Here is a 16,770-nt window from a genome sequence, read left to right as displayed (position 1 = left end):
CGGGCTCCGGTACCCTTCGTTCCTTTAAGGTTTTCCGGGCAGCAAATCAGCTTCCCTTAGCTGTTTACTATTATAACTAATATCTCTGGTTTGTATTCAGACTTTTATATCATAACAATTATCGGTGGGCGTGAACACGAATGGAGCAGGACTATAAGCCTCACGAAATCGAAAACAAATGGCAGAAAAAATGGAATGAGAGCCGGATTTTTCAGGCTGAACCGGACAAACGGGAAAAGTTCTTCATAACAATCCCCTACCCCTACCTTAACGGGAACCTGCATGCAGGCCACACTCGTACCTTCACAATAGGCGACGTGGTGGCAAGGCATAAAAGGATGCTCGGGTATAACGTGCTTTACCCCATGGGCTTCCATGTAACAGGTACGCCCATTGTCGGGCTTGCAGAACTTATTGCAAACCGTGATCCGCAGACTATGGATGTCTATGAGCGCCTCCACGGGATCCCCGGAGATATCCTGCCGACACTCGATACTCCGGAAAAGATTGTAGACTATTTCAAAAGGGAAGCCGAGAAAGCCATGCGCATGATAGGGTACTCCATTGACTGGAGGAGAAAGTTTACAACAACTGACCCGACCTACAAAAAGTTCATTGAATGGCAGTATATCCGGCTTGAAGAAAAAGGTCTGATCGTCAAAGGGTCCCACCCCGTAAAATGGTGCCCCAACGACAATAACCCTGTAGAAGACCACGATATCCTGCATGGAGAAGAAGCTACAATCGTGGAGTACACTCTGATAAAGTTCAGGTATAAAGACCTGGTTCTCCCCTGTGCTACCCTCAGGCCTGAAACGACGTACGGAGTAACAAACCTCTGGGTCAACCCTGAAGTAGATTACGTAAAAGCAAGGGTTGAGAAGGACGGAAACGTGGAGTTCTGGGTTGTCAGCAGGGACGCGTTCAGGAAACTTACCTTCACTGACAGGACAGTCGAATATGTTGAGGATGTGCCTGCAAAATCCATAATAGGGATAAAACTCACAAACTCGGTAACCGGAGATGAAGTAATTTCCCTTCCGGCATCCTTTGTGAGGCCTGAAAACGGAAGCGGAATAGTGATGAGTGTCCCCGCCCACGCGCCTTTTGACTACCTTGCCCTCCGCGACCTCTATGATGCTGACCTGAGCGAATATGGAATAACCGAAGACCTCAAGAAAATCGAACTTATCTCTCTGATCCAGGTCCCTGAATTCGGGGAATTTCCGGCAAAAGAAATAGTGGAAAGCATGGGAATTGTAAACCAGAAAGACCCGAAAGCCGAAGAAGCCACAAAGATCGTGTACAGGAGAGAATTCCACGGCGGAGTCCTTAAGGAGCTTACAGGGAAATATAAAGGATATCCGGTCTCCAAAATCAAAGACGTACTTACCAGAGATTTCATTGCCTCGAACTCAGGAGAAGTTTTTTATGAATTCAGCGAACCAGTGGTCTGCCGTTGCGGGACTCCATGTGTCGTGAACATGGTGAAGGGACAGTGGTTCCTGAACTACTCAAATCCCGAATGGAAAGCAAAGGTTTACAAGTGTCTCAGCCAGATGCGGATCATTCCAGAAGAGTACAGAGTGGAGTTCGAAAACAAGGTTGACTGGCTCAAAGACAAGGCATGTGCCCGCAGGAAAGGGCTTGGAACCCGCCTGCCATTTGATAAAGAGTGGCTAATTGAATCCCTTGGGGACTCGACAATCTATATGAGCTATTATATCATTGCCAGGTTCATCGAGAAAGGCGAGCTTGCCCTTGAACAGCTTACCCTTTCATTCTTCGACTATGTCCTTCTCGAAACAGGCGATTCCGCAGCAGTTTCTGCAGAAACCGGCCTCAAACAGGAACTCCTGGAAGAAATTCGCAGCCACTTCAATTACTGGTACCCGGTTGACCTGCGCTCTTCAGGAAAAGACCTTGTCCCGAACCACCTGCTTTTCTTCCTCTTCCACCATGTGGCCCTCTTTGAAGAGGACAGGTGGCCAAGAGCCCTTGCAGTAAATGGTTTTGTTTCCCTTGAAGGACAGAAAATGAGCAAGTCCAAAGGTCCTATCCTGACTCTGGAAAGTGCGGTCAGTGCTTACGGAGCAGACATAACAAGGATGTATATCCTTTCAACAGCCGAACAGACCCAGGATGCAGACTGGCAGAAGACAGGAATAGATTCTGCCCGCAGGCAGGTTGACAGGTTCTACGCCTTTTCAAAGGATGTCATTGAAAGCGGAAAGCGTGCAAGCCTGAATACCGAGCTGAAGCAAATCGACCGCTGGATGCTTTCGAGAATGCAGAACTACATAAAGGAGACAAATATTGCCCTTGACTCCATCCAGACAAGGGAAGCCATCCAGAACTCCTTCTTCCTGCTCATAAATGATGTCAGGTGGTACCAGAGGAGAGGCGGAGAAGCCCTTCTCTACTACGTGCTGGACAACTGGGTCAGGCTTATGGCTCCTTTCACCCCTCACCTCTGTGAAGAGATCTGGGAAGCCATGGGACACGAAGACCCGATTTCCCTTGCCCAGTACCCTCTCTACAACGAAGACCTTATAGATGAGGGCGCAGAACTTGCAGAAGAGGCTGTAAAGAGTACCCTGAACGATATTGAAGAGATCATAAGGGTTACGAAGATGACCCCTCAGAAGGTCTATCTTTATACAGCTCCTGCCTGGAAAGCCGAAGCCATAAGGTGTGCCTGCGAACTGCAGGTAGAAGCTCCTCTTGAGGTCGGTACGCTGATCAAAGCGCTGATGGCAAAACCTGAGATAAAGCGCTTTGGAAAGGAGATCCCGAAGTTTGTTCAGAAAATAGTTCCCGAGTTCAAGAGCGGAGGCGCAGAACGCTATGAGACATTTGCTTATCTCGGTCTTGATGAACAGGACCTCCTGAAAGAATCAGCCTCCTTCCTGGAAAAAGAAATCGGCTGCCCGGTTGAAATCCAGAGCGCAGATTCTCCTGAGTATGACCCGCAGAAAAAGTCCAGGTTTGCAGAACCCCTGAGGCCTGCAATTTATATTGAGGAAAAGAAGGAAGAGTAAAAAGTTTCTTTTCGACCAGAATACTCTGTATCCGGGCAAAGAAAAAGCTCGGGACTTCTTACTTTTTTCTTTTTTTGTGCTCCCTGGTTAATTGGCAGGTATTATTCCTGAACGGCTGTAAATTGCATCTCAAGTTCTTTCTGTCCACGCGCCGCGCTCCGCTCGAACCCGCCTGCATACAGTAGATAAAAATAAAATTATTGTCCGCGCCGGGAAGTCTGATCCCGGAATATCAGCTATGTAGTTGAGGACGGCCGGTTTCTGTCAATAAACAAAAAGAAGGATGGTGTGATAATGAATCAGCACAGTATAATCGAACATGTGCTTGAAAAAGCAGGCAACAAAAATTTAATAAACGAACTTACAACCAGGCTATCGCAGTCTGAAATCACTGCATTTTTGCTTGCCCTTTCAAAAGAGATGGCGAACAAAAACACTCCACATGACATATTAAGCAGGTATGAGTCCAGCCGCTTTGTAAAGCCATCCGAGCTTAATCCGATTAAAGTCAAGCAGGTAGAACTATTAATGCTCGAAATGGCTGAAGCTTCGGATTTTTCACCTCTTTTATTATCTCCCGCAAGCCCGCTGGGAAGCTGTTCTGTTATAGCGAAGGTTGACCAGAACAATGTCATTTCTGCAACAAGAGGACTGGAGCTCACTGCAGACAGCACCAATATGCTTGCCATATACCTTGCAAATGGAATAAAAAACAAAACCATTGATAACACAAAAAGTCCAGTTCATTTATCTGCAACCTGCAGGGTTACTCGCGGACAGATGTTTAAGAGTAATGCATTTGTCCCTCATTTTAGCTTGTTTACTATTGTCAGTTCCGGCAAAGACACCGGTTCTTACGGCTTTGAAAAAGATGCGATATCCAGACAGATAGGATTTTACATAAACTATTTCGGAGAGAAACTGGGGCATAACCTCAAAGTGTCCCTTAACATAAGAAATGGCCATAAGGATAAAATGGGATTTATTGATAGAATCCACTGCTATCTTCGTGAAAGATATCCGGAGATTGATTTCATAGTGAACAGGGAAGAAACCGATAACACCTATTATCAGGGCCTCAATTTCAAGATCAGCGTTAATGACATAGAAATTGTGGACGGCGGCTTTGTTGACTGGACACAGAAATTACTTGGCAATAAAAAAGAACGTTTGTTAATCAGTGGAGCAGGGATTGATTTGCAGCTGATTACCGGGATGCTGGATAAGAGAATTTAAGCGCAGAAAATTTCATTTGGCAGAGTTACATAAGTAAGATAAATCGTTTAATTTTCGTATAATTCTTACCCCTTTACCGTTTTCACTTAAAACTGAAACTCCTCCCGGTAATCCCCGAAACTCCGTGTGTTCCAGATTATTGATATTATGGTGATGCCACATGTAAAATAGCATACTTAATGTGCCGCCGTGAGAGACTATTATAATATTTTCTTCCTGAGAACTCAGTATTTCGCATAAAAAAGGAAGCAGTCGACCATATAGATCTCTTTTTGATTCTGCATCCGGTACGGGCTTATAATCCAGTGGCGATATAAGTATATCCTGCTTGATTTGATTTTTACGTAACCATTCAACCGATTTCCCGGTGGCGCTCCCCAGGTCAATTTCTCGAAGTTCCTTTTTATAAATCGGGACTATTTCCAGGGAGGAAGCTACGATGTCTGCTGTCTGTCTGGCTCGCAATAAGTCGGATGTATACATCACATAATGTTGATCTGTTACTTCTTTTCTCAATGCTTCACCGATATTAAATGCCTGCTGCTTTCCCAGAGCAGTTAATTCCCAATCAGTCCAGGACCCGATCATTCCATTTGTATGATGGACAGATTGTGTATGCTGAATTGTAATTATATTTTTCATTTTTCTACTTCCCTAAAATATTCCGGTACAGGACTTATACGATTGAATTGAGAAACCAGCTTTCAATCAAATTGCGTGCTGCTCACAGTAATAAAAACAACACAGGTTTAATAAGATTAATCTGATTTTTCAAAAAAGTTCCGAAAATACATTAACTGTCGGAATAAAGCTCAGGTCTCCTATCTTCAAAAACTGGAATAACTTTTCGAATCTCATCTTTTCCGGACAGGTCAAGGTCGCAAACAATCACACATTCTTTATGCCCTGCCTCGGCTTTTACTTCACCCCATGCATCGATAATCATCGATTTTCCGAAGTAGTCGCAGTCAGGAGCAGAACCTGTCCGGTTGCAGGCGATGTGCGGGATCTGGTTTTCGATTGCTCTTGCCTTTGCAAGGATCTTCCAGTGTTCGGACCTGGGATTTGGGAAGGCAGCTGTGGTCACAAGCAGGTCAGAGCCGGCAAGGGCCAGTTTTCTTGCAACCTCGGGAAAACGGATCTCATAGCAGATCTCAAAGCCAATTTTCAGGTTTTGTTTTTTCAGGGAAATAGGTTCTATCGAACTGCCCTTTGAGAAATAACTATTTTCTTTTTTGAAGGGGTGAGTTTTACGGTAAGTACCCGCAAGGGTTCCTGACTCAAAGCAAAAGCCGAGATTGTAGTAGAAGGCGGAGTTTTTACTTTCCGGTATTTCCCTTTTTTTTCCGGAAATATTATTTTCTTTTCCTGCAGCACCGTTTTCTTCTGAGTCTTCTTCTGTAAAACCATTTTCTCTAAAACCATTTTCTCTACACTTTTCTCCACTGTCCTTCTGGATAATTGAACCCAGAATGATGCAGTCGTTAGCTTCGGAAAAACATGCCAGGTTTTCAAGGACCGGGGAAGGAAAACTTTCTGCGACATGGCCGAGATTTTCATAGCAAAAACCTGTGGAGAAAACTTCGGGAAAAACAACTAATTCGACCCCTTTCTCAACAGCTTCGAGAGCCATGTAAAGGGCATTTTCAAGGTTTTCCTGCTTCTTACAGTGAAGCACATCCATCTGGATACAGGCAACTTTCATGTTCTGGCCAGCCTGCGGCTTGATCGTTGATTAGTTCAGATCCGCATAAAGGTAGGATTGGAATCAGTGTAAAGGTTTTCAGGGAAGCAGGGTAGTTTGCTTGCTTTTTGCCACGAGCCCTTCAAGGTCTATCCTGTGTTTTATCATCCCTGCAAGCACGTCATTTGCAAGCCTTGTTATCTCTTCCCTATTTTCGCGAATTTCGTATGCAGGGTCATCTGAGGGGATTTCAATTTTTGTGATGTCGGCTCTGGACTTTCTCAGATGTGAGTCCGGAGCTTCGCAAACAATGCCGGGTTTTTCCATATACTGGTCAAGATGCTTCTGGGTGATCCCTACCAGTTTTAATTCCCTGCGGAAACAGGGTCTTTCGAAAAGTCGGGAAATTACATATACGCCAACAGGAATCCGGAAGTCCAGATCGATTTTAAGGAGCTGTGTCCTGAAAATAAGGTAAATGTCCTCAGGCTCAGAGGAATCTGCTGACTTGAGGTCCCTGCCTTTTTCCGGCAAAGGCTCTTTGCTTTTTTCAGACAAGGCATAGATTTTGGAGGGGGGAACCTCGCTTTCTTCTAGAAGTTCAAGATCCCTGAGTGCCCTGAGGTAGCCGGTCAGAACCAGCCTGTGTTCTTCTATTCCCTCAGCTTTCAATTCCCGCGTGAGTCCGCTTATTGAAAGCTGCCTGCCATCGAGCAGTTGCATAAGTTTAAGGTTGAGTTTCTCTGCCATTTTCTCTGCCTTTATATCGAGATTAGGGTTAATTAATGATAGTTTGTCTTCAGGCCTGAAGCCAGGAAAACACAATCTCCTGCTACAATAACGCATGTAATCGGGTCCGCATTTCCGAAAGCCTCCGGAAAAAACTGAACATTTCCCGATTAAAAGGCTGCGGACAGGAAAATTGCAGGGAGTAACACACGATGTAATTATCCTGCATAATATAAAGCTTATGAGAGATTTTGCAGAAAGATCGGGAAGTAACCGGAAAGTAAAAGAATTCCAGTGAAAAAATCCAGGAGCCAGGAAGTATTGGTAAGAAAATATAAAAGCAAAGAAAATCTTATCAGTTAGAGATTAATTTTGAGTGAAGAAATTTATTTAACATAGGTAATAAAAGTAAAGGAACTTTAAATCGAAAGACTTAGTGTAAAAAACTTAGTGTAAGGATTTCCTGAGAAACGCATTTAAATAGAAATGGATAGAAATGAAGTTTTGCAGTCCGCAATACCTGAAGAAATAAAAATCAAACTTTTTTCCAGCAGAATTGAAGGGTAACGCTTAAAAATAATAATTGCTATCTGATTTAAGCTTAAATTGATGGTATTTCAAGGCTGCAAAAATGATTGCAAAGTTAATTCCGAGGAAAGTATTCTTCACAAGTGGAATCGGCACACACCCAGAAAAACTTGAATCATTTGAGGTTTCACTCAGGGATGCAGGCATTGAAAAGTTTAACCTTGTAACTGTAAGTTCCATCCTGCCTCCGAAATGTGAAATTGTGACAAAGGAAGAAGGTCTGAAAGAACTGATCCCTGGGGAGATAGTTTTCTGTGTGATGTCCAGGATCTCCTCCAATGAGCCCGGAAGAACATTAACTACTTCCGTCGGATGCGCTCTTCCCAGGGACGCTGGCAAGCACGGTTATGTCTCCGAGTATCACACTTACGAAGAAAGTGAGGAGGATGCAGGGAAACATGCCGTAAAACTTGCAGAAAGCATGTATAGTACTTGGACAAACGAAGCACCTCTTAAAACTTTCAGCATTTCCAGGTCAGCCTTCTTGCACGGAAACGGAAACTGGATGACTGTAATATCCGCAGCAATTTTTGTAGTTTAAATAAAAAGGTTTTCGTACAGAACTCAAGTAATGCTGTTACTTCATATACGTTAGCAGTATTATTTACGTACATCATTTGCACAGTATCACTTATTTATGAACATCCCCATGTTTACTTTAATATTTCCTTTATGAATCATTAACTTAAAGCAGTAAAATCATTAACCGTTCATTACACGCAATTCACTCTTAATTTATAACTCTTAAAAACATCAAACCGGGCTTCCTTTAGAGAGCCTGCCTCTGCAAGGATTCTTCAGGCGAGAGAGTCTGCATATATTGATATTTAATAAAAAATATATAATCCCTTAACGTTATTTGCGTCTCTTACCGTCTATTGCCGGGTACCTGCAAGACAGGACAATAAGGGGATCACAGGCAAAACCTATCTATCGCAATCTGCTTATTTATGTGGAGAATGGTATGCGTCACAATGTATTCACGAACAACCCGACAGTTCCAATTGATGTAAAAGACAGGTCTATAAGCGAATTGATGGACGGAATGCTCAGAACCGGCTTTCAGGGCAGAAAGCTTGCTGAGTCAGTTCAGGCCTGGCACAATATGCTCGGAGAAAAGGACACTACTGTGCTTATGGGTTTATCCGGAGCCATGGTTCCTGCAGGAATGCGCAGGGTTATTTCATATCTGATTCGGGAAAGAAAGATCGATTGCCTTGTAAGCACAGGGGCAAATCTGTTTCACGATTCTCACGAAGCTCTCGGTAGGAAGCACTATGTCGGTTCACACCTCGCTAACGATGAAAAACTCTTTGAACACGGCGTGGACAGAATTTATGATATCTTTGCAGTTGAAGAAGAATTTAGAACCGCAGACAACCTGATTGCAGATTTTGCAAAGGAGATCGGAGAGATTAGCTGTTCTTCAAGGGAGTTCATGTATCTTCTCGGAAAAGAGCTTGTAAGGAGAGGAGCTGCCGAAGACTCAATAGTTGTAAGTGCATACAGGCATAATATCCCTATATTTGTGCCTGCCCTGTCTGACAGTTCCATAGGCATAGGGCTCACCATAGCAAGGAGAAGAGGGCTGAAACTTGAAATAGACCAGATAAAAGATGTTGATGAAATTACTCAGATTGTAGAAAAGTCAGGACATACGGGAGTAATCTATGTAGGGGGCGGAGTCCCGAAGAACTTTATCCAGCAGACAGAAGTGATAGCTTCGATTCTGGGAATGGATGTCGCCGGGCATGAATATGCTATCCAGTATACCTCGGATGCTCCGCACTGGGGCGGGCTTTCAGGCTGCACTTTTGACGAAGCGGTTTCCTGGGGTAAGATTGCACCTCAGGCAAAAAAAGTGCAGGTTTTTGTGGACGCTACCATTGCTCTCCCGATCGTTGCTCATGCCCTGCATGAAAAGTCCCGCGGGATAAAGCGTTCTGCCCCTGTTTTTACATGGGATGGGCCCGAAGGGCTTGAGATTGCTTATAACGAATAAATCACATCACAAATCTTATAAAATTTAAAAGCTGATAACATAAGGCGAGAAGGAGAGGACATAAATGGGTAAAAGAACTCGAATAATTAACGATCCTTCCTATTTAGTACCATTACTCAGGACTTTTGGATCCAGAACCCATAAAAAAATATTTGATGCACTTTCTAATAAATGGATGACCAGAGCGGAAATCGATGAGTTTATAGGCTCGGACTCATCAAAAAGTCTTCATATTCTGAAAAAAGCCGGGCTCCTTGAAAGCCAGTGGAGAGTCCCTGAAGCAGGACAAAAACCTTCAAAAGAATACCACAGTTCTTACTCAAAGGTTCAGGTGAACTTTCAGTGTTCCTTTGAAGACCTCAGTGATATCATCATGCTGACCTTCAAACCTTATGAGGAGGTCAAGGATGCTATGGAAGAACTGGAAAGACTGGTAGAAGAAGGCAACACCTCAATGAGCAACCTCACAAGGACTCTTAACAAGAATCCTTTCTATATCTGTGCTGTTGCCCGCAGGTCCGAAAGGCTTTCAGTAATGGGGCAGAGATTAAAATTAATTGAAGATGTTGAGGAGAATTACGATTGATGATTAAAATCCTCCAGACCAAGAGCGGAGTCACCAAGTTTCAGGTCCTTATTGAGATTGCAGCCCACCAGCCGAATGTAAGGCAAAAAGAGATTGCCGCAAAAATTGGAATAACCCCCCAGGCTGTTTCCGAATACATTAAGGAACTTGTGAATGACGGGCTGATTGTCACAGAGGGCCGTGTCCGGTACAGGATAACAAAAGAAGGCGTTGAATGGGTCCTTGAAAACGCTGCCGAAATGAAGCGGTATGCCCGCTTTGTCATGGAGGATATAATCAGCCATGTCTCAACCTGGACAGCCATTACGAAAGAGGAAGTAAAAGAAGGTCAGCAGGTTTACCTGAAAATGGATCACGGGCTTCTCTATGTGAGCACCACGGAAAAGACAGGAGCATCAGGAACTGTCATATCCGACGCTGCCCAGGGAGACGATGTAGGAGTAACCAGCCTCAAGGGACTTATAGACCTGGAAAACGCAAATATCACGATCTGCAAGGTTCCGCGAGTTGAGCGCGGAGGGTCAAGGAAAGTGGACCTTGAGCGTCTGAAAATGCTGGCAAGTTCAAAACCGTATATAGCAGCAATCGGTGTGGAGTCATTAATTGCTCTTCGCAAGATCGGCATAAGTCCCAATGTCATGTTCGGGACAAATGAATCTGTCATTGAGGCTGCATATCATGGACTTTCATCTCTGGTAGTCTCAGTGGACGAACAGGTATCTGCTCTCCTGAATAGGCTGGAAACCGAGAACCTTGAGTATGAACTTGTGGACCTGACAGTTGAGTAAACTGACAGTCGAGTAAAATATCTTTCATTTTTATTTTTATATTTAATTCGGGTTCTGAGGTTCTGAATATGGATCCGGAACTCGAATCTTCGTTTTTCAAATGTTAAGCGTAAATTTCAAATTAAAGTGTGACTCTCAGGCTTCCTGAATTTACGCTGTACATTTTTATCTTCAAACGGTACATTTTACGTTATAACGGAGGTTTCTCATGAAACTGATTGCACTTTCCGATACTCATCTTAAAACAGGAGAGATTCCCGGGCAGCTTCAAAGCCTTCTCGAAGACTGCGACCTGATCGTCCATGCAGGAGACTTCAGTACTATAGAGGCTTATCAGGCCTTTAATGCCAGCGGCAAGCTGAAAGCCGTTTCCGGAAATGATGACAGCTTCGAACTCAAGCAACTCCTTCCCGAAAGGCTGAAATTTGAGGTTGAAGGGGTAAAAATCGGGGTGATTCATGAAGGAGGGCTCTCAGTAATGGATACAACAGCACAGGGATATCTGGCAAAAGAAATGGAAGTGGATATTCTGATTTTCGGCCACCTGCACCGCCCTTTGATTGAAAGAAAAGACGTAATGCTTGTCTGTCCTGGTTCTCCTACAAAACCCAGAATGTCAAGTCCAAGTGTAGTAGAACTCATTATCAAAAAAGGGAGTATAGAAGGAAGGGTAATTACACTTGAAGGAGACAGCTGTGAATATATTAAGTTCCGGGATGCCCTGAAAAAACAAAAAGAGGAAAAGAGTCATAAATAAAAAAGAAGTACAGGCGTCTTAAACTGCCAGTGGATTTTTAAGAAGATAGATTCAGACCTGTTTAGGGATCTCTTATTGCCGGACCTGCTGCCAGAAATCAGGCACATGCCTCGCTAGGTGAGATCTCTGGAACTACTACTTATTCAGCAAACTTTTGGGAATTCACATACTCTCCAGTTTGAACATTACACCTGTGCCCTGAAGGCTCAGATAGACTTTATCTCCAAACTCGAGAATCTTTTCAACACCAACATTGCTGTTCCAGTTATATACAAAGTCATAGCTGCCCTGCATGGGTTCGAAACCCAGGGACAGCAACCTCCTGTTGACCTCAGACGGGCGGACTCCTTCACTACTGAACCAGACCACAAGATAGGTTTTCACAGAATCATCCCATATATCGATTAACTGATCAATTTTAACGTAGATTCTAATTCAAGCATGTAGTACTTATTTTATATCTGCTTCGTTTATTTATCTATATTTTGCCTTTAACTTCTCTAATTTAGTGAAAAAAAGAGAAATTTTTTCATTAAATTAAATTCAGGGAACTTTATGGAAAGAAATCTGGAAAAGAATAGGAAAAGCATATAAAACCAGAATAAAACAAAATAAAAACCTGAGAAAAGGATTCAGAAAAACTAAAGAAACATAAAGTTCCTTTACTTGAAAACGAAAATTCAGGATAAAAAGTCCCTGAATTTCCGACTATTTAAATATACCGTTTTACACGGTTACAAAATTTATTACTTTTTATGTATTGTCTTTAAGGGATTCGAGAGCCTTTTTCACTGTTTCGCGGTAAATCTCCGTATCAGTGGAATAGTGCTCTTTTGCAAGCTTTGAGTTAGGATCTTCCTGCGCCTCGACTGCCCTTATCCTCTCAAGAGTCTGCTTTGCAGTATCAAGCACCCAGAGATTCCTTGTCAGCTCATCCACCTGCTGGATAGATTCCGGACGAATGGAGGTAAGGACATTTCCATCATCTGTAGTATAGGTACTGGTCTTACCGATCACCGCAACAAAAGCAGGCAGTTCGCATTCAGCAAGGAACTGAGCAGCTTCGGGCTGGTACTGCCCTGCATAGACAAGGAAAGAACCTGTGGGATCGGAAACTCTGCCCCTCCAGTACTCGGAGTCAGTGCCTATATCTTCTTTTTCAATAAGTGTACCCACAACGAAGATGCGGTTCACTTTTGCCCCTGTCGGGGTGAGGAGATACTGCGGAGCATACTGGTCGCTTTCATCCTTTGAGGTAAGGTTCGAGTCTTTCAGCTCCTGGGCAAAAACTCGGCGAGCTGCCTCTCTAAAGAAGCCTGCCATTTACTCCACCTCCTGTTGGGCGAGCGGTTCAGCAAGCATTTGATCAAGCAGTTCCCTATCAAGAGAAGTCCTTGGAGTAATCGATTCCACAAGGATATAACGGTCAAGCTTGTGTCCGGTGACGGTATAGTACCTGCCGACAAGCTCGTGTTTCAGTTTGTCCAGCACAACTCCGGGGTCAAGGGCATCTGCAGCCATTGCAATAGCAGTGTCAAGAGAGATGCCTGAAAGCTCTTCGGTAAGTTCTCTGTTAATCAGGGCATCCTGTGTGGAGGTTCCGGAATCGAGAACTGCCTTTATCCTGAGGTCATATTCTCCTTTGACCTTTCCATGTTCGGCACAGGCACCTTTAACCAGAGCTCTTTTACACTCAGGGCAGCGTTTTATAAGTCCGGATCCGGTCTGAATATCAACCATTGCCCCGAAGTATGTAAACATGGAAGTCCTTACTTCAATGTCTTCATCGAGTGTTTCTATGGAGCTTGATCTGTTAAGCTGGACCTGAGCCTTGCCGTTCCATTCGCTAACGACCACATTTTTCAGCATGTAGCTCTTCCCTTCTTCCATGTCCGGAAGTTCGGAACTTGCCCAGTTGGTGAATTTGATGACTCCGGTTTCGTCGCCTATAAGCCCTGCCTGTTCTATAGACTCATGGGAGTTCTCCCAGAGCTGGACAACTTTTCCTCTTACTGTTGCCCACTGGTTTTCGACAAGATCAGCAATGTTCCTGAGTTCGGCTTCCCTTACCACAGGAGTGAAATCCCCGCCTCCTACTTCAACAGGCTCGGAGAGCTTCTCAATGGAGCTGTTCTTGTTAACCTGGACCTGGAACCTCTCGTTATATTCCCCAACAACTACACTCCTGAGAAGGTAGCTTTCTCCCTGCTCGAGAGGAGGAAGTTCGGCATTTTTCCAGATGGTAAACTTTATGATTCCTGTTTCATCTCCAAGAAGTCCAACCTGAGATATGGATTCATGGGTATTTTCCCAGAGCTGAACAACCTTTGCCTTAAGGTTTGCCCATTGCCCGTTTTCCGAAATATTCGCGATTTTGGTGAGCTGGGGTTCAGCCTGCCTGACATAAAACTCATTTTTAGGAATTGAATACTTTTTCAAAAAATAGTTCGTTACACTGCGCTGAGCTTCGTTTGAAGGTACCTTGAACTTTTTAATCAGCTCGTCGAGTCTGCTTTCGATGTCCTCAACAGGCACATCGACGCCAAGTTTCATAAACCGGTCTCTAATGGATTCTGCAGTCTGTCTCATTTTATTCGACCTCAAGCCTCATGGTTGTCTGAATCTTATTGTGAGGCACTTTAAATTACTGCAGCAGAGGATATAAAGTTGAGTGAAGCGGGGTGAAAGTATTCTTCCGGCAGGAAGCAGCTGCCCCTTTAAGAGTCTCACAGTAATGAATTACAAGCCCGAAAAGGCACATGCTCATTGACTCAACCGATTTTGAGGGATGAGTTTATCCTTTTTAAGGTAGTCCCGCCTCTCCTCAAAGAAAATTCACTTGCCTTCCTCTTGTCTCTGCTTCGAAATTAGCCTCAAGTTTCTTTATACGCTTTATTAATTGGTTATACAATCGGATGGTTACGTTAACTTTACAATTATTCATCGGTAGAGAGATATTATTAAATTGCCAATAACCACCCAATAATTTACCCACAAGGCACTTTGTAGTAAACATTTTATATAGTCAGTCAAACAGTTGATAATATAAGTTACTCAGGACAAAATTTTGCCCAGTAGCTTAGAATAGATTGTTTCTTAATATTGATATATTTTGGGATGTAGGAAGTCTCTGAGAACTGAAAAACATATAAAAGTCCTTTTTATTAAATTCATTATTTGAACATTTAAAATTTGCGTATTTACTCTATAGTTTTCCCAAGAAAAATTGAATCGAAGCAAATATCTTTTCCATGTATTTTTTCATAGTTAGGGAAGAGAGATTTCTTCCTTTACAAATCGGATTCATAATGCAAACTATTTTAAAATTATTTTCTCTCTATTTATATTACCAGAGAATAATCCACAAACTAATTTGTTTTATTTGTAAAGTATATCCGCGGTCTTCTTGGTCGCATCTCCTTCCCCAATAACGGTTACTATATCTTCATATTCAAGCACAAGGCTTCCGTGGGCAATAATAGAATCACTTCCCCGCTGGACCATAACTAGGAGGCTCTTTTCAGGGAACTGGATATCCTTGATGGCTTTCCCGATTACCCTGGGGTTCGTGACCTTGACTTCCATCATATCTCCTTCGCCGCCTACCTCACACATGGAGAAGAGATGAGGCCTTCCGATCATATTGTCAAGCATCACTGCAGTGGTCATGGCCGGGCTAATGGCACGGATTCCCAGGTTCCAGAAAGCCTGAAGGTTTTCTATCTCGTTTACCCTGGCCACCAGCTGCTCGCCTCCGAATCCGAAAGAAGTTTTAGCAATCTGGCAGAAGAGAAGGTTTGTGTCATCTTTATTGGTTGTTGCAACCACATATTTGGCATTCTCGATTCCTGCCTTTTTAAGGACATTTACATCCCCTGCATCACCCTGAATAGTCCGGATTCCGAGGTCCATACATTTCTTGCAGTTGGACCCGGAAATATCCACAACAACTGCATTTTCTCCTCTTCTGTCAAAACGTTCGGCAAGAATCCTGCCCACCTTTCCTCCACCAATGATAAGAATTTCCATAGGAATTACCTCCAGCATCTCTGCGATTTTTTTTGAGAGACTGCCACTTAAAAAGACCGTGATAATAACCGTAAGAAAAACAAGCCCCACAAGGGCCTGCCCTCCAGGAATACCCATTGAATCGAGCTTGATTGCGAAATAGGTTGCAATCGAAGTCGGTACAACGCCTCTGGGGCCAATAAAGGAAAGAAAAAGTTTTTCGTTAGTTTTAAGCCGCGAATTCCACATCGAAACAAAAACTGCCATTGGACGAATAAAGAATATGAGAAGCAATACAAGGACTATCCCGCTCACTCCTATTCTCTGGATATCTTCGAACTTAAGCATTGCAGCAAGCAAGATGAAAATCAGAGAGAGCATCACAGTCACAATATCACTCTTGAATTCTTTGATATTCTCCTTGTAAGGGAATTCTGAAGTCCCAAGGATAATCCCGAAGATAGCTACTGCCAGAATTCCGGATTCATTGCCCAGGTGTTCCGAAAGGACGAAACAGGCAAATACCGCAGTCAGGGAAACCAGTCTTGCAGTCTGATTGCTGATTGCTATACCCCTGGTAAAGAACCACCTGAGGGCAAAACCGCTTAAAGTCCCGAGTGCAATTCCTATCCCCAATCTGTAAAGGATAAAGACAACAGCATCAGTCCCGGAAAGTTCTGCCGCAACCCATTCGAAAACCATGGCTGCAAGATTACACTGGCAGCATCATTCAGAACCCCCTCAAGTTCCAGAATCTTTCCAAGCCTGTGACTAATCCGGATATCTCTTACAATAGGAGTTATTACTGTCGGCCCTGTTGCTGTGACGAGCGCTCCGAAAAGGGCTGCAAGCTCAAGAGGGAGGCCTATCAGGAGGCTGGTAAGAACCGTAGTCCCCAAAAAGGTCACAAAGACCCCTATTGTTGTCAGTTTCAGAACACTTTCCTGGACCATCCTTATATGCTTCAGGTCGATGTGAAGCCCTCCATCAAAAACAATCACGGATATCGAAATTGCCACGATAGCGCTTAGCCCATCGATATAGAGAGCAGGGTCCAGCAGGTTGAGGACTTCGGGCCCTACAAGAATTCCTTCGATCAACAGGAAAATGATAAAAGGAATCCGAAAATAGCAGCTGAGGGCGCGTGCTACAAGGGACATGATAAGCACGGCAACTACCAGCCCAAGCAGAAGTATCGGATCAAGCATGAAATTCCCTGTAATGAGGCGTTAACTTAACAAAAATATTTAGCAAACATCCAAGATTAATTGAACGGAAAGATATGCCAGGGTTGCATTGCCAAAAAAGTACAAAATGCCCGATAATGTATTACAATATAATTATATTATAT

At 43.6% G+C, this 16,770-nt stretch carries 16 protein-coding genes; 7 read left to right on the top strand and 9 right to left on the bottom strand.

What is annotated here, in order from left to right; genetic code table 11:
• Window positions 1–140: 140 nt before the first annotated feature.
• Complete coding sequence (leuS, locus tag MSHOH_RS06375) at window positions 141–3,041, top strand: leucine--tRNA ligase (protein WP_048138236.1); 2,901 nt, start codon at window positions 141–143, stop codon at window positions 3,039–3,041.
• A 294-nt stretch (window positions 3,042–3,335) separates the two neighbouring features.
• Window positions 3,336–4,277, top strand: a complete 942-nt coding sequence (locus tag MSHOH_RS06370) for a hypothetical protein (RefSeq protein WP_048138233.1) — start codon at window positions 3,336–3,338, stop codon at window positions 4,275–4,277.
• A 12-nt stretch (window positions 4,278–4,289) separates the two neighbouring features.
• Here the strand turns inward: MSHOH_RS06370 and MSHOH_RS06365 are convergent, their stop codons facing one another.
• The 3 genes from MSHOH_RS06365 to MSHOH_RS06355 form a co-directional block, all read right to left on the bottom strand.
• On the bottom strand, window positions 4,290–4,919 hold the full coding sequence (locus MSHOH_RS06365) for a histidine phosphatase family protein (RefSeq protein WP_048138230.1): 630 nt from the start codon (window positions 4,917–4,919) through the stop codon (window positions 4,290–4,292).
• Window positions 4,920–5,070: 151 nt separating this feature from the next.
• Window positions 5,071–5,982, bottom strand: a complete 912-nt coding sequence (locus tag MSHOH_RS06360; RefSeq protein WP_048138228.1) for a nitrilase-related carbon-nitrogen hydrolase — start codon at window positions 5,980–5,982, stop codon at window positions 5,071–5,073.
• 78 nt (window positions 5,983–6,060) lie between these two features.
• Window positions 6,061–6,711 carry a hypothetical protein gene (locus MSHOH_RS06355; RefSeq protein WP_048143242.1) on the bottom strand — a complete coding sequence of 217 codons (651 nt, stop codon included), beginning with the start codon at window positions 6,709–6,711 and terminating at the stop codon, window positions 6,061–6,063.
• Between the two features lie 610 nt (window positions 6,712–7,321).
• Here MSHOH_RS06355 and MSHOH_RS06350 point away from each other — a divergent pair.
• From MSHOH_RS06350 to MSHOH_RS06330, 5 genes are all read left to right on the top strand, one after another.
• A complete protein-coding gene (locus MSHOH_RS06350; RefSeq protein WP_048138225.1) occupies window positions 7,322–7,819 on the top strand; it encodes a pyruvoyl-dependent arginine decarboxylase in 498 nt (165 codons plus the stop codon).
• Between the two features lie 423 nt (window positions 7,820–8,242).
• Complete coding sequence (locus MSHOH_RS06345; RefSeq protein WP_048138222.1) at window positions 8,243–9,280, top strand: deoxyhypusine synthase; 1,038 nt, start codon at window positions 8,243–8,245, stop codon at window positions 9,278–9,280.
• Window positions 9,281–9,344: 64 nt separating this feature from the next.
• Window positions 9,345–9,866, top strand: a complete 522-nt coding sequence (locus MSHOH_RS06340; protein ID WP_048138219.1) for an ArsR family transcriptional regulator — start codon at window positions 9,345–9,347, stop codon at window positions 9,864–9,866.
• Entirely contained in the window at window positions 9,866–10,654 is a 789-nt protein-coding gene (locus MSHOH_RS06335) for a DUF7839 domain-containing protein (RefSeq protein ID WP_204245392.1), read from the top strand. The genes MSHOH_RS06340 and MSHOH_RS06335 overlap by 1 nt, the downstream gene beginning before the upstream one ends.
• 208 nt (window positions 10,655–10,862) lie before the next feature.
• Entirely contained in the window at window positions 10,863–11,411 is a 549-nt protein-coding gene (locus MSHOH_RS06330) for a metallophosphoesterase (RefSeq protein WP_048138215.1), read from the top strand.
• 162 nt (window positions 11,412–11,573) lie between these two features.
• Here the strand turns inward: MSHOH_RS06330 and MSHOH_RS06325 are convergent, their stop codons facing one another.
• The 6 genes from MSHOH_RS06325 to MSHOH_RS25540 all read right to left on the bottom strand — a co-directional run bounded on the left by MSHOH_RS06325 (window position 11,574) and on the right by MSHOH_RS25540 (window position 16,627).
• Complete coding sequence (locus MSHOH_RS06325) at window positions 11,574–11,795, bottom strand: hypothetical protein (protein ID WP_048138213.1); 222 nt, start codon at window positions 11,793–11,795, stop codon at window positions 11,574–11,576.
• A 369-nt stretch (window positions 11,796–12,164) separates the two neighbouring features.
• Window positions 12,165–12,734, bottom strand: a complete 570-nt coding sequence (locus tag MSHOH_RS06320) for an RPA family protein (protein ID WP_048138212.1) — start codon at window positions 12,732–12,734, stop codon at window positions 12,165–12,167.
• Entirely contained in the window at window positions 12,735–14,000 is a 1,266-nt protein-coding gene (locus MSHOH_RS06315) for a replication protein A (protein WP_048138210.1), read from the bottom strand.
• A gap of 55 nt (window positions 14,001–14,055) precedes the next feature.
• Window positions 14,056–14,178, bottom strand: coding sequence for a hypothetical protein (locus MSHOH_RS25550; RefSeq protein WP_275425554.1), 123 nt, complete (start codon window positions 14,176–14,178; stop codon window positions 14,056–14,058).
• Between the two features lie 611 nt (window positions 14,179–14,789).
• Window positions 14,790–16,121, bottom strand: coding sequence for an NAD-binding protein (locus MSHOH_RS25545; RefSeq protein ID WP_275425553.1), 1,332 nt, complete (start codon window positions 16,119–16,121; stop codon window positions 14,790–14,792).
• Complete coding sequence (locus tag MSHOH_RS25540) at window positions 16,046–16,627, bottom strand: cation:proton antiporter domain-containing protein (protein WP_275425552.1); 582 nt, start codon at window positions 16,625–16,627, stop codon at window positions 16,046–16,048. The genes MSHOH_RS25545 and MSHOH_RS25540 overlap by 76 nt, the downstream gene beginning before the upstream one ends.
• Between the last annotated feature and the right edge of the window lie 143 nt (window positions 16,628–16,770).

This window comes from Methanosarcina horonobensis HB-1 = JCM 15518 (assembly GCF_000970285.1).
In the GTDB taxonomy this organism is placed as follows: domain Archaea; phylum Halobacteriota; class Methanosarcinia; order Methanosarcinales; family Methanosarcinaceae; genus Methanosarcina; species Methanosarcina horonobensis.
The sequence above is the reverse complement of the archived record's forward strand: the minus strand, read 5'-3'. Positions and strand labels throughout refer to the sequence as shown.

What these genes read in the sequence shown, in the direction of transcription:
- MSHOH_RS06340 (WP_048138219.1), top strand. Translation starts at nt 9,345, where the DNA reads ATGGGTAAAAGAACTCGAATAATTAACGATCCTTCCTATTTAGTACCA.
- MSHOH_RS06365 (WP_048138230.1), bottom strand. Translation starts at nt 4,919, where the DNA reads ATGAAAAATATAATTACAATTCAGCATACACAATCTGTCCATCATACA.
- MSHOH_RS06330 (WP_048138215.1), top strand. Translation starts at nt 10,863, where the DNA reads ATGAAACTGATTGCACTTTCCGATACTCATCTTAAAACAGGAGAGATT.
- MSHOH_RS06370 (WP_048138233.1), top strand. Translation starts at nt 3,336, where the DNA reads ATGAATCAGCACAGTATAATCGAACATGTGCTTGAAAAAGCAGGCAAC.
- MSHOH_RS06320 (WP_048138212.1), bottom strand. Translation starts at nt 12,734, where the DNA reads ATGGCAGGCTTCTTTAGAGAGGCAGCTCGCCGAGTTTTTGCCCAGGAG.
- MSHOH_RS06315 (WP_048138210.1), bottom strand. Translation starts at nt 14,000, where the DNA reads ATGAGACAGACTGCAGAATCCATTAGAGACCGGTTTATGAAACTTGGC.
- MSHOH_RS06335 (WP_204245392.1), top strand. Translation starts at nt 9,866, where the DNA reads ATGATTAAAATCCTCCAGACCAAGAGCGGAGTCACCAAGTTTCAGGTC.
- leuS (WP_048138236.1), top strand. Translation starts at nt 141, where the DNA reads ATGGAGCAGGACTATAAGCCTCACGAAATCGAAAACAAATGGCAGAAA.
- MSHOH_RS06360 (WP_048138228.1), bottom strand. Translation starts at nt 5,982, where the DNA reads ATGAAAGTTGCCTGTATCCAGATGGATGTGCTTCACTGTAAGAAGCAG.
- MSHOH_RS25550 (WP_275425554.1), bottom strand. Translation starts at nt 14,178, where the DNA reads ATGAGCATGTGCCTTTTCGGGCTTGTAATTCATTACTGTGAGACTCTT.
- MSHOH_RS06345 (WP_048138222.1), top strand. Translation starts at nt 8,243, where the DNA reads ATGCGTCACAATGTATTCACGAACAACCCGACAGTTCCAATTGATGTA.
- MSHOH_RS06350 (WP_048138225.1), top strand. Translation starts at nt 7,322, where the DNA reads ATGATTGCAAAGTTAATTCCGAGGAAAGTATTCTTCACAAGTGGAATC.
- MSHOH_RS25540 (WP_275425552.1), bottom strand. Translation starts at nt 16,627, where the DNA reads ATGCTTGATCCGATACTTCTGCTTGGGCTGGTAGTTGCCGTGCTTATC.
- MSHOH_RS06355 (WP_048143242.1), bottom strand. Translation starts at nt 6,711, where the DNA reads ATGGCAGAGAAACTCAACCTTAAACTTATGCAACTGCTCGATGGCAGG.
- MSHOH_RS25545 (WP_275425553.1), bottom strand. Translation starts at nt 16,121, where the DNA reads ATGGTTTTCGAATGGGTTGCGGCAGAACTTTCCGGGACTGATGCTGTT.